The following is a 22,045-nucleotide window of genomic DNA, read 5'->3' on the forward strand; positions in this document are numbered from 1 at the left end:
CATAGTGTTAACCTCATATAAAACTCTTTAGAATTAACCCTTTCTTTAATTGTATTTTTTTGGTATTCTTATATACGAGTCCTATTTTGTAATATAAGAACGATACCCATTGTAGAGCTGTAATACTCTTATCTCCTAATCTGTTATAGTTTTTATAACAGAACAAAAAAGTGTACATATGTTGTACACTTTTTTTGTTACCCTATAAAACATCTCTTTTTCTACTTCCATCATGGAATCCACCACGACTACCCGTTAATGCAATTAATTGCTCTAATCCTTCTATATGATCTCCAATAATTCGGAGTACAGCTGGTGGATGACCTATTTTCGCAAAATGTTCACTAAGGCGAATGCGGTTCATCTTATCAACCTCAACACGACTTACACATGCAATTCCAAACCCTGAAAGAATAGCTTTCACTTGCGCTACACACGGGGCCAGTAAAGACCTATACCCAATCGCTTTCAAACACGTCCGGCTAAACGCATTAGGTACAGCAATAAGAGAGCCTACTCCTAAATCTTTTCGATCACAAGCTAAATTTAATGCATATTTAAATGCAGTTACAAGATGCAGTGGTACTCTCAAATCTAAATAATGATTTAAATCATTTAATGCGACATCTGTTCCATCTGCAATTGCTTTTGCAAAGGGATATAGCTCACTAGCAGGAATAACAAAATCGCCGTCTATAAATAACACAATTTCTCCTTTTGCAAAATAAGTTCCAAGCGAACGCCCCACATCGTTTCCAAGTGCTTCTTTATATACAATTGTTGTTGCTCCCTTGTCTTTTGCAATTGTTGCCGTTTTATCGGATGAACCATTTACAACAACGATGATTTCAAAAGGTTCAATTTTACGAAGCTCTTCTATAACGTTCCCAATTGTTTTCTCTTCATCTTGTACAGGAATAATTACCGATAATTGCTCTCCTTTATACAAATTAGATGTAACGCCCCATCCTTGAGAAAATCCTTCAAAATTTAAAGTATGATAGACACTCTCTCTTTTCCTATTCCCATCATAATATCCTCCGCGCTCATCGCTGCCTACTATCCGCTCTGCTACAGCTTCTATATGATCACCTATCATTCTTTTTTCAGATTGAGAAAGATCCGTGCCATATGCAGCATGATCGAGTGGACGAAATTTATTCGGCGTAATAACGTCAATTGCACAATGACGACTAATTTTCCATTTACTTTGTGCTAAGCGTAAATGAGCCACAATAGGATTAACAAAACATTCATATCCAATACTTTGAACGACTTCTTTCGTCAACGCATGAGGTACAGATAATAAAGAATCAATTTTTAATTCTTCGCGCTCTAACATTGCATTTAATATTTGGCGCCATACTGTAATAGAATGTGGTTTTTGATTCTTTAAAAATAATGCGTCCAAATTATTTAAAGCGATGTCCGCCTGATCATGCAAAATCGGATTAAGGAATAATTGTAATTTTGAAGTTTGAATAGCAAAATCACCATCTACAAACAGTAATACATCACCTATCGCATGTTTCGCGCCAACTGCACGTCCAACGTCGTTACCAAGTGACTCTTTATACTGGATCACTGTACATCCTAACCTCTCAGCAATCACTTCTGTGCCATCATTACAACCATTTGCTACTACAATAATCTCTACTGGATTTAGTGGTTTTACCGATTGAATCACGTCTGAAATCGTATCCACTTCATTACATACGGGAATAATAACCGATAATGACTTAGCCATTGTTTTCTTCACGAAACCATTTAATAGTCTCTTTCAACCCTTGTTCCCACGTTACTGTCGCTTGAAATTGAACAAGTTCTCTTAATTTTGTTACGTCTGGTCTTCTATTTGGAATTTCCTCAAAACCATGTGGATATACTTCTTCAAAAGGAACCTGTACAATTTTCGAGGAAGAATTCGTTAGTTTTTTGATTACTTCTGCTACTTCTTTAATATTTTTTTCAATCTCAGAACCTATATTAATAATTTCACCATTTACATTCTCACCCATTGTACGAATTGTTGCCTCGACCGCATCACTTACATACGTAAAGCAACGTGTCTGCTTTCCATCTCCATACACGAGAATATCATCACCTTGCAAAGCCGCACGAATAAATCGTGGTATTACTCCTGCATACGGACCATCTTTCGCTCTTGGACCATAAATATTAAAATAACGAACAATCGTTACAGGTAAACCTTCTAATGCGTACCCTAAGCATAATGTCTCTTCTAACGTTTTACAAACTGCATAACTCCAGCGTATTTTAGAAGTTGCACCGTATAAACGATCTCCTTCTTCAGAGAATGGCGGCTCTCCCTTTCCATATACTTCAGAAGTAGATGCAAATACTACTTTCTTCTTCCCTTTTAACGCTGCTTGCAAAATGTTTCTCGTCCCATCAAAATTTGTTTCAATAAGCTCTACACTTTTTTCCATTGTCGTTTTAACACCTAATATTGCCGCTAAATGGAATACTACATCATGTTGATTTACTAATTCATCGATTGCCTTTTTATCTAAAACACTGATTGAAATAACTGGAATCTCTTTCATTAACTCATCATGATATTTGTTTTTCCCTTTATAGAAGTTATCCACAATCGTGACTTCATAACCTCTTTTCACCAATTCGTCAGCTAGATGCGCCCCAATGAATCCTGCTCCACCTGTAATTAAACATTTCTTACTCATACACTCACCTTCTTTATAATTCCACGTGTATCTATTAATCGCTCAATTCCTTTAAATAGATTCCAATCGATATTAGAGTGATCCGTTACAATTAAAATACAATCCGCTTGTTTAATTCTTGGTTCATCTAATGGGACGGATTGATATAGTGTATCTCCAATTTTCGCTGTAGAAATATACGGATCATGATATTCTATCTTGTATCCTTCTTTTATTAATAATCGAATAATTGGCAACGCTGGTGATTCTCTCAAATCATTTATATCTTTCTTATATGCAATCCCTACAATTAAAACCGTTGCTGGTGATTGCATCACACCTTTTACTTTCCCGATTATTTTCCCTGGCATTTCTTCATTAATTACATGTGCTGCCTCAATTAATTGACTAATTGCTCCAGCCTTTCTTATTCTCCATTGAAAATACAAAGGATCTACCGGGATACAATGTCCCCCTATTCCTGGTCCTGGCCAATACGGAGTAAATCCAAACGGTTTTGTAGATGCAGCTTCAAGCGCCTCATAAAAATTAATATTCAAACTCTCACAAAGTATATTTAACTCATTTACTAATGAAATATTAACTAAGCGCTGAATATTTTCAAATAGCTTACACATCTCGGCTACTTTCGGAGAGCTAACTGGAACGACTACATCAAATATAGTGCTATACAAATCCTGTACTTTTTGTTTACACTGCTCGGTTTGTCCACTAATAACTTTTGGAATTGTTTCGACTGAATACTGGCTATTCGCTGGATCAATTCGCTCTGGAGAATACCCAATATAATAATCTTCTCCTACCTTTTTACCTGTTTGAGAAATAATAGGAATGATAACTTCCTCCAGTGTACCTGGATATGTGGAGCTTTCAAAAATGAAGGTTTGTCCTTTTTGAAGGTGTTGTTGTATATAACAAGAGGCTGAAACGAGGGCACTTAAATCGGGTTCTTTATTCTCATTAATTGGCGTTGGCACAGTCACAATAACATACTCACTATTTTGGAACTCCGTAACACCTTTATCTGGTGTATTTACTATTAATTTTCTCTCGTTCAATAAATTTTGTAATACGTTAGAAGAAACATCAGGAATATAACTTTCTCCTTTGATTATTAATTCTATCTTCCTAGTATCTTTATCTAATCCAAGTACAGCATGTCCTCTTTCTGCAAAAAGGACAGCCAAAGGAAGACCAACATATCCTAATCCAATAATAGTTACTTTACTACTAGCATCCATCTATATTTTCTTCTTCCTTTCTCAATTGTTGAATTATATCTCTATCCCTCTCTCCATCTGTAAATCCTCCGCGTTCGTCCGTATATTGTAATAAATACGCAATCGCCTCAAGCTGATCACCAAAAATACGGTCAAATGCTGGAATACGTCCATTTACAAACCCATGTTGCTCTGGGCGTACTCGATTTGTTTTTATAACATCTACAAATTCCACTGCTGTAATAGAGCATTCTTCTAAAATAGCTTTCATTTGAGCTAATGGCGGAATGATAAGAGAATCATACCCAATTTTCTCTATTACCTTTTTACGCATAGCATGTGGTACTGCCGTTAACGAGTTGTTCCATAAATTTGGTCGTTTTGCTATTAAATTCACGAAATATTTCCCCATACTAATTGGATCTGCCGGGTGAAACATATCTAACAAACATTGCAAATCATTTAACGCCACATCATTACCGTCTTCAATAGCATGCAAAAATGGAATTAGTTTTTTTGCCGGAATAGCAAAATCACCATCAACAAATAAACAAATATCTGCCGTAGCATGCATAGCCCCTATCGCTCGTGCTACATTATGTCCAAGCGCCTTCGTGAATTCAACTACAATAACATTCTCTAACTTCGCTTGTTTAATCGTCCCATCATCTGCTCCATTCGCAACAACTATAATTTCATCTACACCTGCTTTTTTCACTTCTTGTATAACAGATCTGATAGTCATTTTTTCTTCTGACACTGGTATAATCGCACTATATTTCGCCTTTTCCTTTTGTAATAAAGCTGGTTTATACTTCCCTATAAACTCTCTATCCCTGTTTCCCTCCGAAAAACCGCCACGTTTACCATATGTTTCGATTACATATTGCAAAGCACGTAAATGATCACCCATAATACGACTAGTCGCTTTCGGATAAGGAGAACCAGGTGATGTGCCAGTATGCACAGGACGAACTTTATTTGTGTAAATTACATCGACCGAAGCCATATCGACAATATCTACTCCTCTAGACATCGCCATTGCTTGAAATAATGCTGGATCTGCTAAATTCCACCATCCAAGCCTCTTGATAACTTCTCTACTCATCGCATGTGGAATTGCGATTAAAGATCCGACAACAAGCTCTTTTTTATTCAAATAACGATTCAACATACATTTTCCAACTGTCGTATAATGTGGTCTCACCTTTAAATACACAGACCAAGTTAAATTATTCACAACAATTTGATGCCCCTGCTGGATTCCTTTCACAAAACGTTGTAGCTCTATATTATCAATAACGATATCACCATCTAAAAATAATACGATGTCACCTTTTGCTTCTCTAGCTCCAATTGCCCGTCCAACATCATTGCCAAGAGAATATTTATAATAAATTACATGGCAATGATGTTGGACGGCTATTTCTTTTGTCTCATCTGTCGATCCATTATCTACTACGATAATTTCATAAGGCTCGAGCTTCTCCACTTCTACTAAGACTTGTGATAAAGTACTTGCTTCATTATGCACTGGAATAACAACTGATACTTTCATACTTGCATCACTCTTACCCTTCCAAGCGAACATAAGAAATAATAGGAATGCGTACAAGTACATCTTCCGGTGGTCCATAAGAAGGAGAAGTACGAACATTTACTGCTCCATCCGTCACAGATAAAAGAATGCCTGCAACAATTTCTACAGCTGTCACAACTTGCACTAACTCACCAACATGGTTACGCAATTCACCAGTAAATAACATATATAAGTCTCCTTTCTTACACTTCTTTAATTGATATAATACTTGTAAATGGTAATAAAACTTCAGTTCCTATTCCTTCTTGCAGCGTTAAGAAATCGTCACCAACTGCTACAATAACACCCGTTAACTGTCCAACTGTCACAGTAATTTCGACGTTTTTACCTAAATACTGCTTTGCAATTTCTTTAAATGGTGATGTATTACATTCTTTTAAAATGTTACAAATAATAGATTGGAATTGACTTGATTTTATAAATTCTTCTGTAGCTTGCTTAGAGTTTCTTTGAATAAATCTGGCGAAGTTTTGTGAAAATAAAAGTCGTTCCACAGCAGGCATTAACTTATCATCTAAAAAATAATTTAATTGTCTATTAAACAATCGGGATAATTTATGCCAATATTTTCTGAACAGACACATATGCTTCTCCTCCTATTATTTTTTACAGTATAAAAATTTACATCCATACATCTTAATGTATACAAAGCAGACTTTTTTTGTGATAGGTAAGGCATACATTTTCTAGAACATATTGATTATTTTTGTATTACATTAAGTAATAATTGTGGATATATTTCCTGAGCATGAAAAAAGACTATCCAAAAGGATAGTCTTTTACACTTCAATATTCCGCAACATCGTATAAATATCGTTATTCACTTTACCAAATGATTTAATGTTATTTTGAATGTTAGATAATAAAACCACATATACACTGCCATTTTTACTAAAACCATTTAAGCAATTCCAACCTGGCATTACACCATGATTTGAGTAGCTTCCTGGATCTACATACCAGCCAAATCCATAATCCTTTTTCACGGCTGTAAACATTTGATTATAACTCTCTTTTGAAATTAATTTTCCAGAAAAGAGTGCTTCATTAAATAAATATAAATCATGCGCGCTCGTATATATATCACCACAACCATATAGTTGTGACATGCTCGGAATATTAGGTGTTGTCATATTGTTATTCACTATTTTATAACCCGTTGATGGGAATCTTGTTTGTTCCAACGCTGTACCAAAACCAGAATGTTTCATACCCGCAGTCGCAAAAATATGTTGTTTTATATATTCTTCGAGCGACTGTCCACTTACCTTCTCAGCAATGTAAGCAAGTATAGAGTAGTTCGAATCGGAATACTTCCATTTCTCTCCTGGACTCCCGATACGCTTTTGATTTCCTATCCGCTTTATCAGTTCTTCATGAGAAATATCTTCTTTTCCCTGCTCATATTCTGGAATGCCTGATGTATGTGTTAATAGATGTTTTAACTGAATGCTATTACCTTGAGGAAAGTCTGGAATATACTTTGCAACTGTATCCTCTACTTGTAACTTATTTTGATCTTTTAATTGCATAATAGCAGTCGCTACAAATGCTTTTGAAATAGAACCAATATAAAAGGTCGTCTCTGAATTATTCGGCACTTGCTTCTCTTTATTAGCCATGCCGTATCCTTTATTCACAAGAACTTTCCCATTCTTCACAATAACAGCTGTCCCACTAAATCCCATGCTCTGTAAATATTGATCCAATTGAGCATTTTCATTAATTTCTTGAGGTGGTCCCTCAGCAGGCTTCTCCACAGCTTGTGCTTGCTTCACTTGTTTTTCCTGCTCTTTTTGTTTTTGTGCTTCTTGCTTCTTTTTTCTTCTTCTTTCTTTTTTAGCTCTTCTTGTTTTTTCATTTCTGCTGCCGCTTTTAAAGTTTCCTCTTTCTTATTATGCGCAACAATTTTTGTATACATGAAATATACAAGTGATAATAGTAAGACGAGAATGATTGTTCTTTTTATGTATACAATCGGCCGACGTGCTTTCCCATTCGCATTATTTTTTTCCTGATCCATGATTGCCTTTTTCCCCTTATTTACCGATAATTTAATTCACCTACACAAAACTTTTTCCAAATCATTTCAGTAGATTATAGACACTCCATTCTATGTCATCCCTACTTTATCACGCGCTGAACATATTACCAACCTATATGTATAAAAAAGAAAAAGAAAATTTACAAAAGTAAGATTCCCTTTAAAATTTCAACATAATAAAAGAGGATATCCTGTAAAAGACTGGTGTTATCAATCTTTTTGGATATCCTCTTATCTAACTATTTATACGTGTTTTTTCATATCATCGGCAACAGATTCAACATTTGTACCTACGATAACTTGTACACTTGTGTTACTTAATTTCATAACACCTTTTGCACCAGCACGTTTTAATGCTGCTTCATTTACTTGACCAGCATCTTTCACTTGTAAGCGTAGACGTGTTGCACAGTTATCAATAACTGTTAAGTTTTCTTTTCCACCTAAAGCTGCTACGTAAGTTTCACCAATTGAACCTGCAACTGGTGCATCACCCTCTTCAGCTAACTCATCGTCATCTTCACGACCAGGAGTTTTTAAATCGAACTTCTTAATTAAGAAGTAGAATACTACGAAGTAAATTGCTGCGTAAATTAAACCGATTCCGGCTAGCAGTACTGGTTTTGTTGCAATACCAAAGTTTAAAACGTAATCGATTGCACCGGCACTAAATGAGAAACCATCGTGAATGCCAAGTGTTGTTGTAATGAATAAAGAAAGACCTGTTAATACTGCATGAATACCGTATAATACTGGTGATAAGAACATGAATGAGAATTCAATCGGTTCTGTAATACCAGTTAAGAATGAAGTTAATGCTAGACCACCTAACATACCTGTAACCATCTTACGTTTCTCTGGTTTCGCAGCCGCAATCATTGCGAAACACGCTGCTGGTAAACCGAACATCATGATCGGGAAGAAACCAGTCATGAACATACCTGCTGATGGATCTTTTGCAAAGAAGCGTGCAATATCACCATGAACGATATCACCAGCTGCATTTGTAAAGTCACCAAGTACAAACCAGAAGTATGTGTTCATTACATGGTGTAAACCGATTGGGATTAATAAACGGTTTAATAATCCGAATAAACCAGCACCAACTGAACCTAAGTTCACGATGCCGTGTGCTACCGCATCAATACCACTTTGAATTGTTGGCCAAATTTGACCGAATACTAATCCTAAAAGGAGCATTACAATAGAAGTAATGATTGGTACAAAACGTTTCCCCGCAAAGAAACCTAACCATTCTGGTAATTTAATCTTATGGAATTTGTTATATAGTAATCCAGCAACAACCCCAGCAATAATACCACCAAGTATGGCCATATTTATTTTCGGCGTTAACGCCGCTGCTTTTGAAACTTTTGTCATTGTATCTGCTAATTTAGTTGGATCTACTGAACCGACTAAATCTTGAACACTTTTTAATTTATCATTCAGCTCTGCTGCTGAATACGCCTTACTTAAAGCATTCGTTGTATTTTGTAAAACAAGATATCCGATTGCCCCAGCAAGTCCAGCTGCTCCACTACCATCAATAGACAAACCGATTGCAACACCAATTGCAAAAATAAGTGCTAAATTATCAAAAATTGCTGCACCGGCCTGTGCCATAACAGGAATATTAAATACGTCTTCTTGTCCTAAACGAAGCAATAATCCTGCTGCTGGTAGTACGGCGATTGGAAGCATTAACGCTTTACCAATACGTTGTAAAAACTGCAACATTTTAATTCCCCCTATCAAATTTATGAAATCGTTATCATTATAAGTACGCTTTAGAAAACGCTTTCTATTACATAATCATAATAACATATAGTTGTATAGATGTGTAGTTTTTATTTTCGAACTTTTTATGGATAAGTTTTCTATTTCCAAACTGTTATATAAAAGGGAAATTCTCCTTGTTAGCTACACAATACACAGACAAAAAAACTTATTATAACACAAATAACTTTCGTTTTATCATTCCACTTTTTCATGTTATTATTTATTTCCGAGCATATCGGGAAAAGTAAACTTAGTTAATTCGAAATAGGAGCGTTGGTACTATGCAGTGCATTGAAACAAACAACTTACAACAGTTGTTAGAACAAGTAAAACCATATACGAAAAAAGGAAAACTTGCTACTTATATCCCCGAACTAGGAAATGCAAATCCAGATGATTTAGGGATTGCCATTTTCCATAAAGAAACAGAATATATCCATGCTGGCAACTCACAAACACTATTTACTCTTCAAAGTATTTCCAAAGTAATTACACTTGCACTTGCCCTTTTAGATCGTGGTGAAGAATATGTATTTTCTAAAGTTGGAATGGAGCCAACTGGTGACCCTTTTAATTCTATTATTAAGTTAGAAACGACAAGTCCTTCCAAACCGCTTAATCCAATGATTAATGCAGGTGCACTAGCTATTACAAGCATGTTAGCTGGAAAAAATAACGAAGAAAAAATGGAGCGTATTCTTCATTTTGTACGTGAAATAACAGATAATCCTACAATTAACTATTCTTCTAAAGTTGCCAATTCAGAATTAGAGACTGCTTACTTAAACCGTTCACTTTGTTACTATATGAAACAAAACGGCATTATCGATTGTGACATTGAAGAACTTATGGATTTATACACTCGTCAATGTGCAGTTGAAGTAAACTGTATCGATTTAGCACGTATTGGTTTAATTTTTGCAATGGACGGCTACGATCCATACAAGAAAAAACAAATTATCCCTAAACAGATTACAAAAATTTGTAAAACATTTATGGTTACTTGCGGGATGTATAATGAATCTGGTGAATTTGCAATTCGCGTTGGAATCCCTGCAAAAAGTGGTGTAGCGGGCGGTATTTTCGGCTGCATAAAAGGCGAAATGGGAATCGGCATTTTCGGACCCGCTTTAGATGCAAACGGAAATAGTATCGCTGGTTTTAAAATTCTTGAATTACTTTCTGCCCAAGAAGGTTGGAGTATATTTTAAATCCGGAAGTTATCCTGCTATACTAGCAGGATTTTTTATTTCACGAAAAATTTAGTTTCACCAATCATCAATAACAAAACAAAAACAATAATGAAAGTTTCGCTTTATTATGCATATTTGCTCCCCCCTCCTGAATAATATAGTACAACCTAACGCTATATGTGGAGGTGTAAAAGATGAAACTGATATTTCAAATGGAAAAACAACCTGTTCTTGAAAAGACAATTCTTCTTTTTATATTGAGTATTGTAGAAAGCTTGAAGTTAAAAGTTGTTTCACTCGATGAAGCTCACCGATACATATTCAATTTAGAGGTGCTTGAATTATTAATGGATCGGAACATCGATGATCAAGTACTAGAGCTTATTCATTTCGGAATGGGACTTGAAGACATTCATCATGTGCTTCCTGAAGAACTTGAGCATACTATCGAAGAATTAAAGTGGCTTTGCATCCAAGTATTAAGTGAGTACAGTATGCATGAAGAATCGGAACAATTAATTGAAGATATACGTTAAAAAAGCACCTATGTAGGTGCTTTTAATGTTTTTTCAAACTATTTTTATACGTTTCAATATTAACAGGTAATTCTTCCTCTTCTAATGTATGCTCATTTACATCTTTATGAATATGAGCACCTTTAGGCGGTTGATGATCATGCCCTTTTTTCTTATGATCAAATGCTTTCCCACGTCCCATACGGATCCCCCTTTCTTTAAAAGAAATCAGTATTAGTATGAAGAAAAGTATGTCGATATATGCAATCCCTTACCAAATTTCCAAGGAAATACTCGAACATTGTATTCTATTCTTCTTACAACAATTGGTCTATCCCAATGAGAATTAATAAAACGCCTGCAATTATAGTCGCCCATTTCCCTAAGTATTCCGCTAAAAATCTTTTACCTACATACGCAAAACCACTAATACAAATAAAACTAAACACCCCAGAAATACATGCTGTAAGCCAAAGATTTAAATTTGTTACTCCAGCATCAAATCCACCTGCAATATTATTTATAGATAATGCAACTCCTAAAACAATTGCTTCAGAAAAACTAATTGTTTTAGAACCATCAAAATCTGCTTTTTCTGGATCACGCAAAATCCCCATAAGTACACTACCATCCTTAGATTCTACGGTGTCTTTTTGATTCAAGAAAGGCTGACATAAAATAAATACCCCAATTATTCCTAACACAATTGCTCCAATAAGGTTTGCTGTAAACTCTGAAATATATAACGCAATCCAGTTCCCAAAAAAGCCAGCTAGTAAAGTAAATGAAAATCCAAAAAATGCGATGATAAAATTGTTAAACCACGAAATCCGAATTTTACGAATGCCATATGCAATTCCAACACCTGCATTATCTAAATTTGAAGCGATCCCGATTAAAAAAATTGAAAATAAACCTGCCGTACTCATAAACAGTCACCCCTTTTTCTCACTTTTCAATGCATATTATGAAAATGTTGAGCAACTGTGCCTGTCTGTTTCATATACTTGTAATAAATGCTCAACATTTTTTCAACAATAGAAAAGGAGTGCCTACATTATGTCCCATGAAAATCCAAATGATCGGCTCGGTAAATTAATAAAGAGACTGTTAAAGGAGCGCGCTCTATCTATGCGCCAACTAGGAACACTTACAAATATTGATCCTGCAACAATTTCAAGAATAATTAATGGTAAACAACAACCTAAGCAAAAACATCTACAACAATTTGCGAAATGTCTACAAGTTCCACCGCAATTGTTGCTTGATGAAATGTACCCTGACTCTCCACACATAAATAAGGAAAAAACAGATATGTACACATCTCTCGATACAATTCAGCAAACATTACAATCCTCTAACTTATTCGACTTCGAGTACACAACAACTCGTGTGAAACAAGAACTTGAAAATTATGAGCGCTATGCTCAAACTACTGAAGGTGAAAAACGTATTCACGAGAGTTTCAAAAGTAAAATAGAACAAATTGATAGTGCTGGTCCTTTCATTGAGCAATTAACAACTATGTACCAACAATTTTGTACAGAAACCATTTCAACCGAAGAGCGTGCGATTCTTGGGGGTGCCTTACTATATTTCATTTTATCAACAGACATTATCCCTGATTATCTTTTTCCAATCGGCTATTTAGATGATGCGATTGCCGTTGAATTAGCTAAGGAAAAATTAATTGAAATAAAACGAAAAACATAGAAAGCATAACAAGCTATTTCAGATATTGAATTTATCCGCCTCTGAAATAGTTACAAAAAAATCGTACAAGCATACTTACTCGCACGATTCAAAAATCAAACTATTTTCTTATTTATTCGTATGACACCATTCATATATAAAAGCAGTAATTACTTTTGTAAACTCAACTAACTGCTCAACTTCAACTTTCTCATTTATTGAATGAGCTTCTTCTAATGTACCTGGTCCGTAAATAACAGCTGGAATATTAAACTCACTAAACCATCCACCATCCGTTACTGTAGCAGACATATCTAAAGTTGCAACTTTCTGTAATATAGATTCATGTGCGGAACTTAGTTTCTGAATAGCCGGATGATTACTATCTACTTCTAAAGAGGGGAAAATCTCACCCCGATCAACAATCATTGATTCTCCGCCCCACTTAAATTGTAGTGGGTTCTCGCTTAACCATGGATCTGCTGCTGCCACTTTTCCTAAATACTCTTCTATTTCTTTTATTATTTGTTCATGCGTTTCATTTGGATAAAAGTGAACCGTTATCCATAACCGGCACTCATCCGCAATAAATGCCGCATGACGCCCTCCTTCAATGACAGCTGGATTAATTGTTGTCGTCCCTGATGGATACCCTTCATATGTTTTCATGACTGCCCAATGACGCTCTAACTCCTGTAAGCTTTGAACAATTTTCATCATTTTCTCAATAGCACTCGCCCCGAATAAACGGCCTCCAGCATGAATCATTTGTCTACGTGTTGCATCATGAAACGTTTGCGGGCTTTTCACTGTAATCCATCCAGTAATTACGCCACCCTGCCCTTGCATATGTAAATTACTTGTATCAACTACTACTGCAAAATCAGCATCATAACCACGCTTACAACATTGAAGTGTTCCTGCTTCTCCCACTTCTTCTCCAATTACCGATTGAAACATTAAGTCACCTGGCAATTCAATTCCCGCTTCTTCTAAAAGCTGAATTGCAAATAAGGCTCCAGCTAGTCCACCTTTCATATCTGCCGCGCCTCTCCCAACTAACCAACCATCTTTTATAAACGGCTCAAACGGATTTGTTTCCCACGCCTCATCTACCGATACTTCAGCTACATCCATATGGCCATTAATAATAAGACTTTTATACAACTCACTTTCCGTCCCTTTTTTTACCCCAACAACATTCGGATCGTTTGGATATATATCCCATTTATCAATAATGAAATTTCGTTTTTTTAGAAACTCTGCAACAAATTCTTGCGCCTCATTTGTATTTCTCGCCGGCGGTGCTGGTGTTTCAAAACGAATTAAAGTTTTTGTGAGTTCTAGTAGCTCCTCTTTTCGTAAATCAATCTGTTCTAATAGCTGTGAAACTTCTTGATTCATTGCTAATTCCCCTTTGCATACTATAGTATGTTTCCAGCTTTATTTTCACAAAAAAAGAGACTGTTTACAAATCTTACAGTCTCTTTTTTTAGCATAAGTTTCTAATATATTTATAAACTTTCTGCTTCTGTTGTATTTACTTTTTCAACATGTTCTATTTTGCTTCCCTTATTTTTGGTCGCACGGTAAAACAGTAAGCAAACAATCATAAATGGAATACCACAATACAATGCCATTCTTTGTTCTGGAATAAAAGCCATAGCTACAATTACTGTTAAATTTAATACTAAAGCAAGCAGTGGTACGAATGGATACAATGGCGTTTTAAATTTCAAGTCTTTAATATCCCCACCTTGCTTCACGTATGTCCTTCTAGCTAATAGATTAGATAGAGCGATCGATGCCCAAACTAATATCGCTCCGAACCCTGCAATTGAAAGAAGCCATAAATAAACTGTATCTTCCGCATAAATACCTGATAGTAATGAGAGACACCCTACAATCGTGCTTACAATCAATGCATAAATAGGAACACCGTTTTTAGATAACTTACTAAAAATCGGGCTAATCATTCCTTGCTTAGACATCGACCATAGCATACGGGAAGTTGCATATAATCCTGAATTCGCAACTGATAGTACCGCTGTAATAATAACGAAATTTATAATATCAGCCGCATAAGGAATACCAATTTTATCAAATACAACTACGAATGGACTTTCTATCACGCCTGCTTGCTGCCAAGGAAATAGTCCCGCAAGAATAAAAATAGATAGTACAAAGAAAACAAGTATGCGCCAAACTGTATTATTAATTGCCTTCGGGATCGTTTTCTCTGGATTTTCACTCTCACCAGCTGCAATACCAACTAGTTCTGTTCCTTGGAAGGAAAAATTAACTGCAATCATCGTAATTAAAATTGCTGATAATCCATTTGGAAACAATCCACCATAATCAGTAAAGCTAGAAAACATCGGTGCTGGTTCATTTCCTTTCATATCTAGAAAACCAAACATTGCTGCCCCGCCTAAAATGATAAATGCAATAATTGTAATTACTTTAATACTTGCAAACCAGAATTCAACCTCCGCAAAACTTCTTGAAGATAACGCATTAATAACAAAGAGCAATACGGCAAAGACTACACACCAAATCCATGATGATACATCTGGAAACCAACGTTTCATTAATATACTAACTGCAATTAATTCAATGCCTATCGTAGCCGTCCAGTTTAGCCACGACATCCAGCCCACTACATAACCCGCTGCAGGTGAAATATGTTTTGTGGCATATGTTTGATACGATCCTGCATCAGGCATCGCAACCGCTAACTCTCCAAGACAGAGCATCGTTAAATACATAACAAATCCACCGACAAGATACGCTGCAATCGCTCCTCCAGGTCCAGCTTCATGAATTGTATAACTGGATCCTAAAAAAAGCCCAGTACCAATAACCCCTCCGAGTGCAATCATAAATATGTGCCGACTTTTCAATTCTCTTTTTAATCCTTGGTTTTGATCCATCATATAACTCCCTCCTTTTCACTTTGCAAACCCATTCGATGTAAGCGTTTTAAAGATTATTCATAGTAAAAATAATTATTTAAAAGAGCAAAAATATATATTACTTATATTAATCACTACCTGTTATTAAAAGGTCATCCCTCACTGTTATTAATAGTTTTTGATCAGCGATAGCTTGTCCTTCTACAACTTCTAATGATTCGATATAACCACTGATTCCCACTTTAATTTCCACTTGCTGCTTATCTATTGTTTCAATTAACGCTAATTTCTCCCACTCATATACGTAAGAACTTTCAGTAACAAATAATTTCTCTACTTTTCCATAACAAGGACTATACACGCCTTCTATAACCGTCTTCACTTAATAAATTCCTCCTCTTAATTAATTTGCACTGAAATGTCGCATACCCTATGAAAAGTTCTAATTCACCCACTCCTTCAATTTAAAGATTTCAATTATTATTTATGCAAGATACGTACCAACCTCAATATCTATATAAAAATTAAGATTTCGCACAAAAAAATCTACATAACCGCAAAATTTTTCTATCGTTTTAAAAGAAAATAGCAAAAAAATTTTGCGATTTTATGAGAATTTTAATAAAATTATAAAAAGTCAGTCTTCATAGGGTAAAACGAGGAGAAGATGATACATGCATACAGAAGAAATTAATTTTAAACAAATTACTGAAATGAATGCGCTATATGAAGCTTTACTCAATGAACTCGATATCGGGATTCATATTATTAATGAGGAAAGTAAAACGATTATCTATAACCGCAAAATGATGGAAATTGAATCAATGGACCGCTTAGATGTGCTATATAAAAGTCCTTTAGAGGTATTTGCATTTGAAGAAAATAAAAATAGTACTCTTATAGAGGCATTAAAATTTGGAAAAACCAAAAAAAATATAAAACAAACGTATTTTAACAATAAAGGGCAAGAAATTACGACGATTAACGATACTTTCCCTATAATAGAAAATGGAAAAATTAAAGGCGCTATTGAAATTTCAAAAGAGATTAGTCACTTAAAACAACCGATAAGAATGAGTCCTTCTCGAAAACAAAATACTAAATTCACCTTTGACCACATAATTGGTGATTCTGGAGCCATTCAATCAATTATTGCAGAAGGAAAGAGGGTAATTCGTACATCCTCATCTATACTTCTTGTAGGAGAAACAGGGACTGGCAAAGAGCTATTTGCACAAAGTATCCATAATGAAAGTCAGCGTTCAACAAAACCATTTATTTCACAAAACTGTGCTGCTATACCTGATACCCTAATGGAAAGCTTATTATTTGGTACGAATCGGGGTGCCTTTACAGGAGCAATAGATAAATCTGGTTTATTTGAAGAAGCAAATGGCGGGACATTGTTGCTAGATGAAATCAACTCATTAAGCCCAGCGCTTCAAGCTAAGTTACTACGGGCTATACAAGAAAAAACAATACGAAGAATCGGGGGCGCACAAGAAAAAGAAATTGATGTTCGTATTATAGCAACTATTAATGAAGACCCTCTTGAAGCTATTGCACACAATCGGTTAAGAGAGGATTTATATTACCGATTAAGCGTCGTTACTTTATGTCTTCCACCTTTACGGGAGCGAAAAGAAGATATTCCAGCTCTTGTTCAGCACTTTATCGAAAAGTACAATATTCAATTCGGGCTTGGCGTAACCGATGTAGATGTCAATGTAAGAGAATTCTTTTATGCACACGATTGGCCCGGAAATGTACGAGAATTGGAACATATAATAGAAGGTTCAATGAACTTAATAGAAGATGAAAATATCATTACAGCGTTTCATCTTCCCACTCGCTTTCGCGAACGACTAAAAAAAGAATTCCATATACAACCTTCCCTAACTAGTCAGAATGCTGATACACCTAAAACTTTAAAGCGCACAATAGAAGAAATGGAAAAGAACTACATCAATCAAATCCTTAAAGAGAATCATGGTAATATCTCACAAGCTGCAAAGTTTTTAGGATTGAGTAGACAAAACTTACAATATCGAATAAAAAAACTGCATTTGCACATATGAAATGAACATACTACTAAGTGTAAAGAAATGGAAAACTTTGTTATAATAAACATATAACATGCTAAAAAGGGGCGATATATATGAGTAATGATAAAAAATTAAAGTTATTACAATACTTATATCTTCTTCCTGCCGTTCTATGTATGATGTTATTCATTAATGCTGATATGAGCAGCTTTCCTTATGCAAAGCTCTTAGGAACAATTAGCGGCTCCTTTGCAGCTATTATGCTTGCTGCTTTTTGGAATTTGAAGCTACGTATGAAGAAAGAGAAATCTTCTTAATTTCAGAGTGCAAAAAAATCGAGCCTTATCAGCTCGATTTTTTTACTTATTATTAAAATTCAACATTCTCCAAATACAAACCACTCGCCTCAGCAAGGCAATTAATTTGATTGCGCTGTTTTTCCTCCAAAATGTTTGGAATTGCTTCAGCATCTAATTGTCCTAATCCAACTTCAATTAATGCCCCAACAATTTTTCGCACCATGTTATGAAGGAATCCATTACCACTTACTCTAATTTGTACAAATCCTGCCTCTTCCATCACATCAAGTGTATACACTTCACGAACCATAGACTTTTTCTTAGATTTTGCATTCGAAAAAGCAGTAAAGTCATGTGAACCAACTAAATGTTTCGCAGCTTCTTTCATACTTTCCACATTTAATTGTTTATTCACGTGCATGCTGTGTTTACGCATAAATGGGTTCGTATGCTCTTCATTCCAAATTTTATAAAGATATGTTTTTGCTTTAGAATTGTAACGAGCATGGAAACGATCTGATACTTCTTCTACACTCGTAATACTAATATCATTTGGTAAGTATTGATTTAAATACTTTTTCACTTTATGTTCCACTAACTTTTCATCACTTTTAAAATTAGCTACTTGATTCAAAGCATGTACACCCGCATCTGTTCTACTACAGCCGATAATTTCAATTTCTTTCCCGACCATTTCAGATATTACGCTTTCGATTTTTCCTTGAATCGTATTATCGTTATTACCAAGACGTTGCCACCCTTTATAACGCGCACCGTCATACTGAATCGTTAATTTATAATTGTGCATAGTATTCTCCTTCATAGAAAATATTCCCTCATACCATGAGGGAATATGAATAAACTTTACTTTCTCACAAGCTTTACTACATTCTCCACATGCGCAGTATGCGGGAACATATCAACTGGTTGTACATATTCCACTTCATAACTCTGCATTAATGCATTTACATCACGTGCTAGCGATGACGGGTTACAAGACACGTAAACAACTTGTTTCGGTTTCACTTTTAAAATCGTTTCAAGTAATTTATCATCGCAACCTGTACGCGGTGGATCGACAACAATGACATCTGGACGCCAGCCTTCTTTTACCCACTTTGGTAACCATTGTTCCGCTTTTCCAGCTTCATATTTTGTGTTTGTAAATCCGTGGCGTTTTGCATTTTTCTTTGCATCTTCAATCGCTTCTGGAATTACATCCATACCACGTACTTCCGCTGCATCATTCGCAAGCCAAAGTCCAATCGTACCGACACCACAATACGCATCCACAATCTTCTCGTTTCCTGTTAAAGCAGCTGCTTTTTTCGCTTCATCGTATAAAACAACGGTTTGTTCTGGATTCAACTGGAAGAATGCACGCGCTGATAATTCAAATGATAAATCACCAAGTGTTTCTTGAATTACGTCTTTTCCAGCTAGTTTAAATGTTTTATCACCGAAAATAACAGATGTTTTACGCCAGTTCACGTTTTGCATAATTGATTTCACACTTGGCATCTGCTTTTGTACTTCTGTGATAAACTGCTCTTTATTTGGTAATTCTTCTTTTGTTGTAATAAGTGTGACTTGTACTTCCCCTGTTTGAACTGCAGTACGTGTCACAATTGTACGTACTAAACCTTTTTGTTTTTTCTCATTGTAAATAGAAACATTTAATTTTTCTAATATACGTCTTACGACTTTTGTCGCTTCATTCGTTGCTTTATGTTGAATCATACAATGAGAAATATCAATTAACTGATGTGAGTTTTGTTTATATAATCCTGTAATAACCTTTTCATCTTTACGTCCCACTTGTAATTGACTTTTATTACGATAATGCCATGGATTTTCCATTCCAAGCGTTGGACGAATTTTCTCTTCTAGACTGTTATTCATATACTTCTCGAATGCTTGTACAACGATATCACGCTTTTGATTTAATTGTTCTTTATAATCTAAATGTTGCAATTGACAGCCACCACATTCCTCATATACTGAGCACGGTGCTTTCACACGATGTGGTGACGATTTACGAACTTTTTTCACTTTTGCTTCAGCGAAGCCACGCTGAATTTTCGTTGCTTCAGCAACAACTTCTTCTCCTGGTAATGCCCCTGGAATGAATACAACTTGTCTCTTAAAATAACCAACGCCTTCTCCGTTAATCCCAAGACGTTTAATTGTCACAGGAAACGTTTGACCAATTTCCAACTTACTCTCTTGTTGTTTTTGTATCATTATTACACCTCTACTCTATACTTTTCCATAAATATAACGCTGCATAACTGCAATATGGTTCACACTCTTGTTTCACTTTTTCTAAAAATGCATCATCAGGCTTATCATCTAATTGAAATACACCTTGCACTGCACGCCTAATCCCAACATCCGCTTCCGGAAACATGTTTTTCCGGCCAAGCCCAAACATTAAAAAGTTTTGCACTGTCCATGCTCCAATACCCCCTATTGGTAACAATTGTGCCGATACTTCTGCTTCTGTTCCGTTTTCTATCCTTGCTAAATCTAATTTACCGCCTACAATATGTTTTGCTAATCCTACTATATATTCGGCTTTTCGCTGACTAAACTTCTGCTCTCTCAATTCTTCTATTGAAATGTTCGCTACTCTTTCTGGTGTTGGGAAAAAGAAAACGCCGTTCTTCTCTGTCCCATATCGTTTTACAAATTGATCTGTTAGCGCAGTAGCAAATTTCAAATTTATTTGTTGATGAATAATACAGCGAAGAAGACAAGCGAAATAATCGAATTCTAAAATAATTGGAGTATAAGCATATGTTTCAAATAGTGGACGTAATGATGTGTTTAAAAAATGATTTTGTATATTTTGAAACGGTTCATTCCAGTGAAAAATGGATTTCATTCGTTTCATTACTTTCTCTTGATCTCCTGCCTGACTAGAGATCCAAAACTGTGGATTTTGAACAGTACCAATCCCTTGCAAACGAACAACAATCTGTTCTTCGTCTATAAAAAGCGGGACATAAATTACTTTCTCGTCTAATTGAATGACGTTTAACGGATCGAAAGATAAACGCTTTAGTACTTCCTCAAAATGGTACGGATATTCTAACGTAACATGTTCGCTCCACATACGTTTCCCCATCCTTTTTACACATCATTATAGCATGAGAAAACCGCAAGCATACATGCTTACGGTTGATTGCTGTTTACTAAATCATCTAGGCTTTTAAAATGATACCCTTTCTCGCGCAAATCATCAATGATTTTCGCAAGTGCTTCCGCATTATCTTTTGATATCGCATGAAGTAACAAAACAGATCCTGGGTGAATCATAGTCATTACATTATTATGAGCGTATTGCCATCCTCTTTGCTGATCTACTTTCCAATCAAGGAATGCAAGCGACCAAAACACGTTATAGTATCCCATTTCTTTCGTAAGAGCTAGCGTTCTTTCACTAAACACCCCTCGCGGAGGACGTACATATTTCACTTCTTTTTGCCCAGTTACTTTTTAATTTCTTCCGTTACACTCGTTAATTCTTCACGAAGTTTTGCGTCATTTACCGTTGTAAAATCAGGGTGACTCCAAGAATGATTACCGATAATATGTCCTTCATTTTTCATTCTTAATAATAAATCTTTTTGTGTTTTTATATAATGTCCCGTCACAAAGAAAGTTGCTGGTACTTTTTTCTCCTTCAGTACATCTAAAATCTTCCCTGTATATCCATTTTCGTATCCATTATCGAATGTTAAATAAATATCTTTTTTCTTCGTATCGCCTAAGTAAAACCCACCATTTTTTTGTAGTAATTCTGTATATAATTTCCCTGCATCTGGCACTGTTTCATTTTTAGGGCGTGGGATTCCCCAGTTATGTGGTGTATTCGTATAAGCAAATGTTGAAACTGGAACAAGTGCCATCATAATTGAAAAAAATGAGACCTATATATAACCATTTATATTTCATAAATAGTCTCCTTTCCATATATAATCGTACCTGTAGTTTCTGTTTTCGTTCTTCCTTTCATGCTGAACATGTTTTTCT

General features: G+C 35.4%; 20 protein-coding genes and 2 pseudogenes. 5 read left to right on the forward strand and 17 right to left on the reverse strand.

Translation table 11 applies throughout. The features are described 5' to 3' along the window. Positions 1-202: 202 nt before the first annotated feature. The 8 genes and pseudogenes from CDB3_RS22345 to nagE all read right to left on the reverse strand — a co-directional run bounded on the left by CDB3_RS22345 (position 203) and on the right by nagE (position 9,306). The gene (locus tag CDB3_RS22345) at positions 203-1,747 is read right to left on the reverse strand and encodes a glycosyltransferase family 2 protein (protein WP_128856030.1); all 1,545 of its coding nucleotides are present in this window, start codon (positions 1,745-1,747) and stop codon (positions 203-205) included. After that, entirely contained in the window at positions 1,740-2,705 is a 966-nt protein-coding gene (locus tag CDB3_RS22350; RefSeq protein ID WP_128855991.1) for a UDP-N-acetyl-alpha-D-glucosaminuronate decarboxylase, read from the reverse strand. The genes CDB3_RS22345 and CDB3_RS22350 overlap by 8 nt, the downstream gene beginning before the upstream one ends. Beyond that, positions 2,702-3,946: a nucleotide sugar dehydrogenase gene (locus CDB3_RS22355; RefSeq protein WP_128855992.1), complete on the reverse strand. Its 1,245-nt coding sequence runs from the start codon at positions 3,944-3,946 to the stop codon at positions 2,702-2,704. Before CDB3_RS22355 ends, CDB3_RS22350 begins: the two co-directional genes overlap by 4 nt. Next, on the reverse strand, positions 3,936-5,546 hold the full coding sequence (locus CDB3_RS22360) for a glycosyltransferase family 2 protein (protein WP_128855993.1): 1,611 nt from the start codon (positions 5,544-5,546) through the stop codon (positions 3,936-3,938). The genes CDB3_RS22355 and CDB3_RS22360 overlap by 11 nt, the downstream gene beginning before the upstream one ends. Beyond that, positions 5,497-5,691, reverse strand: coding sequence for a hypothetical protein (locus CDB3_RS22365; protein ID WP_128855994.1), 195 nt, complete (start codon positions 5,689-5,691; stop codon positions 5,497-5,499). The genes CDB3_RS22360 and CDB3_RS22365 overlap by 50 nt, the downstream gene beginning before the upstream one ends. Before the next feature lie 16 nt (positions 5,692-5,707). Next, on the reverse strand, positions 5,708-6,109 hold the full coding sequence (locus tag CDB3_RS22370) for an LSm family protein (RefSeq protein ID WP_128855995.1): 402 nt from the start codon (positions 6,107-6,109) through the stop codon (positions 5,708-5,710). A 195-nt stretch (positions 6,110-6,304) separates the two neighbouring features. Then, positions 6,305-7,548, reverse strand: a pseudogene (locus tag CDB3_RS22375) (serine hydrolase domain-containing protein). Between the two features lie 264 nt (positions 7,549-7,812). Further along, positions 7,813-9,306 (reverse strand): N-acetylglucosamine-specific PTS transporter subunit IIBC, encoded by a 1,494-nt coding sequence (gene nagE, locus CDB3_RS22380; RefSeq protein WP_071745379.1) that lies wholly within the window; start codon positions 9,304-9,306, stop codon positions 7,813-7,815. A gap of 323 nt (positions 9,307-9,629) precedes the next feature. Between nagE and glsA the strand changes: the two genes are divergently transcribed. Both glsA and CDB3_RS22390 read left to right on the forward strand, forming a co-directional pair. After that, the gene (gene glsA / locus CDB3_RS22385) at positions 9,630-10,559 is read left to right on the forward strand and encodes a glutaminase A (protein WP_128855996.1); all 930 of its coding nucleotides are present in this window, start codon (positions 9,630-9,632) and stop codon (positions 10,557-10,559) included. Positions 10,560-10,735: 176 nt separating this feature from the next. Continuing rightward, complete coding sequence (locus CDB3_RS22390) at positions 10,736-11,077, forward strand: DUF3969 family protein (protein ID WP_000766602.1); 342 nt, start codon at positions 10,736-10,738, stop codon at positions 11,075-11,077. 22 nt (positions 11,078-11,099) lie between these two features. Here CDB3_RS22390 and CDB3_RS31820 read toward each other — a convergent pair whose 3' ends face one another. Next, positions 11,100-11,258: a hypothetical protein gene (locus tag CDB3_RS31820; protein ID WP_080743487.1), complete on the reverse strand. Its 159-nt coding sequence runs from the start codon at positions 11,256-11,258 to the stop codon at positions 11,100-11,102. A gap of 115 nt (positions 11,259-11,373) precedes the next feature. Beyond that, entirely contained in the window at positions 11,374-11,985 is a 612-nt protein-coding gene (ytaF, locus tag CDB3_RS22395; protein WP_128855997.1) for a sporulation membrane protein YtaF, read from the reverse strand. Between the two features lie 130 nt (positions 11,986-12,115). Here ytaF and CDB3_RS22400 point away from each other — a divergent pair, with 130 nt between their 5' ends. Next, on the forward strand, positions 12,116-12,769 hold the full coding sequence (locus CDB3_RS22400) for a helix-turn-helix domain-containing protein (protein ID WP_128855998.1): 654 nt from the start codon (positions 12,116-12,118) through the stop codon (positions 12,767-12,769). 108 nt (positions 12,770-12,877) lie between these two features. Here the strand turns inward: CDB3_RS22400 and CDB3_RS22405 are convergent, their stop codons facing one another. The 3 genes from CDB3_RS22405 to CDB3_RS22415 all read right to left on the reverse strand — a co-directional run bounded on the left by CDB3_RS22405 (position 12,878) and on the right by CDB3_RS22415 (position 16,045). Further along, positions 12,878-14,152, reverse strand: a complete 1,275-nt coding sequence (locus tag CDB3_RS22405) for an acetylornithine deacetylase (protein ID WP_128855999.1) — start codon at positions 14,150-14,152, stop codon at positions 12,878-12,880. A gap of 110 nt (positions 14,153-14,262) precedes the next feature. Continuing rightward, positions 14,263-15,684, reverse strand: a complete 1,422-nt coding sequence (locus CDB3_RS22410) for an amino acid permease (protein WP_128856000.1) — start codon at positions 15,682-15,684, stop codon at positions 14,263-14,265. A gap of 106 nt (positions 15,685-15,790) precedes the next feature. Further along, on the reverse strand, positions 15,791-16,045 hold the full coding sequence (locus CDB3_RS22415; RefSeq protein WP_002010281.1) for a biotin/lipoyl attachment domain-containing protein: 255 nt from the start codon (positions 16,043-16,045) through the stop codon (positions 15,791-15,793). Positions 16,046-16,337: 292 nt separating this feature from the next. Here CDB3_RS22415 and CDB3_RS22420 point away from each other — a divergent pair, with 292 nt between their 5' ends. Together CDB3_RS22420 and CDB3_RS22425 are read left to right on the forward strand one after the other, a co-directional pair. Continuing rightward, positions 16,338-17,741, forward strand: a complete 1,404-nt coding sequence (locus tag CDB3_RS22420; RefSeq protein ID WP_128856001.1) for a sigma-54 interaction domain-containing protein — start codon at positions 16,338-16,340, stop codon at positions 17,739-17,741. A gap of 80 nt (positions 17,742-17,821) precedes the next feature. After that, the gene (locus CDB3_RS22425; protein ID WP_000063866.1) at positions 17,822-18,025 is read left to right on the forward strand and encodes a hypothetical protein; all 204 of its coding nucleotides are present in this window, start codon (positions 17,822-17,824) and stop codon (positions 18,023-18,025) included. A 52-nt stretch (positions 18,026-18,077) separates the two neighbouring features. Here CDB3_RS22425 and truA read toward each other — a convergent pair whose 3' ends face one another. The 4 genes and pseudogenes from truA to pdaA all read right to left on the reverse strand — a co-directional run bounded on the left by truA (position 18,078) and on the right by pdaA (position 21,967). Then, complete coding sequence (gene truA / locus CDB3_RS22430) at positions 18,078-18,815, reverse strand: tRNA pseudouridine(38-40) synthase TruA (RefSeq protein ID WP_128856002.1); 738 nt, start codon at positions 18,813-18,815, stop codon at positions 18,078-18,080. 56 nt (positions 18,816-18,871) lie between these two features. Then, positions 18,872-20,251 carry a 23S rRNA (uracil(1939)-C(5))-methyltransferase RlmD gene (gene rlmD, locus CDB3_RS22435; protein WP_128856003.1) on the reverse strand — a complete coding sequence of 460 codons (1,380 nt, stop codon included), beginning with the start codon at positions 20,249-20,251 and terminating at the stop codon, positions 18,872-18,874. A gap of 10 nt (positions 20,252-20,261) precedes the next feature. Further along, the gene (locus CDB3_RS22440) at positions 20,262-21,125 is read right to left on the reverse strand and encodes a DNA-3-methyladenine glycosylase family protein (protein ID WP_128856004.1); all 864 of its coding nucleotides are present in this window, start codon (positions 21,123-21,125) and stop codon (positions 20,262-20,264) included. A gap of 59 nt (positions 21,126-21,184) precedes the next feature. After that, positions 21,185-21,967, reverse strand: a pseudogene (gene pdaA / locus CDB3_RS22445) (delta-lactam-biosynthetic de-N-acetylase). Positions 21,968-22,045 lie beyond the last annotated feature (78 nt).

The organism is Bacillus sp. CDB3 (assembly GCF_002081505.1).
Lineage (GTDB): Bacteria > Bacillota > Bacilli > Bacillales > Bacillaceae_G > Bacillus_A > Bacillus_A cereus_AT.

Bases quoted from the DNA above. Each gene is read 5' to 3' on its own strand.
- CDB3_RS22405 (WP_128855999.1), bottom strand. From the start codon at position 14,152: ATGAATCAAGAAGTTTCACAGCTATTAGAACAGATTGATTTACGAAAA.
- CDB3_RS22390 (WP_000766602.1), top strand. From the start codon at position 10,736: ATGAAACTGATATTTCAAATGGAAAAACAACCTGTTCTTGAAAAGACA.
- CDB3_RS22365 (WP_128855994.1), bottom strand. From the start codon at position 5,691: ATGTTATTTACTGGTGAATTGCGTAACCATGTTGGTGAGTTAGTGCAA.
- CDB3_RS22440 (WP_128856004.1), bottom strand. From the start codon at position 21,125: ATGTGGAGCGAACATGTTACGTTAGAATATCCGTACCATTTTGAGGAA.
- CDB3_RS22350 (WP_128855991.1), bottom strand. From the start codon at position 2,705: ATGAGTAAGAAATGTTTAATTACAGGTGGAGCAGGATTCATTGGGGCG.
- CDB3_RS22355 (WP_128855992.1), bottom strand. From the start codon at position 3,946: ATGGATGCTAGTAGTAAAGTAACTATTATTGGATTAGGATATGTTGGT.
- CDB3_RS22345 (WP_128856030.1), bottom strand. From the start codon at position 1,747: ATGGCTAAGTCATTATCGGTTATTATTCCCGTATGTAATGAAGTGGAT.
- rlmD (WP_128856003.1), bottom strand. From the start codon at position 20,251: ATGATACAAAAACAACAAGAGAGTAAGTTGGAAATTGGTCAAACGTTT.
- CDB3_RS22370 (WP_128855995.1), bottom strand. From the start codon at position 6,109: ATGTGTCTGTTCAGAAAATATTGGCATAAATTATCCCGATTGTTTAAT.
- CDB3_RS22420 (WP_128856001.1), top strand. From the start codon at position 16,338: ATGCATACAGAAGAAATTAATTTTAAACAAATTACTGAAATGAATGCG.
- CDB3_RS22400 (WP_128855998.1), top strand. From the start codon at position 12,116: ATGTCCCATGAAAATCCAAATGATCGGCTCGGTAAATTAATAAAGAGA.
- CDB3_RS31820 (WP_080743487.1), bottom strand. From the start codon at position 11,258: ATGGGACGTGGGAAAGCATTTGATCATAAGAAAAAAGGGCATGATCAT.
- ytaF (WP_128855997.1), bottom strand. From the start codon at position 11,985: ATGAGTACGGCAGGTTTATTTTCAATTTTTTTAATCGGGATCGCTTCA.
- CDB3_RS22410 (WP_128856000.1), bottom strand. From the start codon at position 15,684: ATGATGGATCAAAACCAAGGATTAAAAAGAGAATTGAAAAGTCGGCAC.
- CDB3_RS22425 (WP_000063866.1), top strand. From the start codon at position 17,822: ATGAGTAATGATAAAAAATTAAAGTTATTACAATACTTATATCTTCTT.
- glsA (WP_128855996.1), top strand. From the start codon at position 9,630: ATGCAGTGCATTGAAACAAACAACTTACAACAGTTGTTAGAACAAGTA.
- truA (WP_128856002.1), bottom strand. From the start codon at position 18,815: ATGCACAATTATAAATTAACGATTCAGTATGACGGTGCGCGTTATAAA.
- CDB3_RS22360 (WP_128855993.1), bottom strand. From the start codon at position 5,546: ATGTACTTGTACGCATTCCTATTATTTCTTATGTTCGCTTGGAAGGGT.
- nagE (WP_071745379.1), bottom strand. From the start codon at position 9,306: ATGTTGCAGTTTTTACAACGTATTGGTAAAGCGTTAATGCTTCCAATC.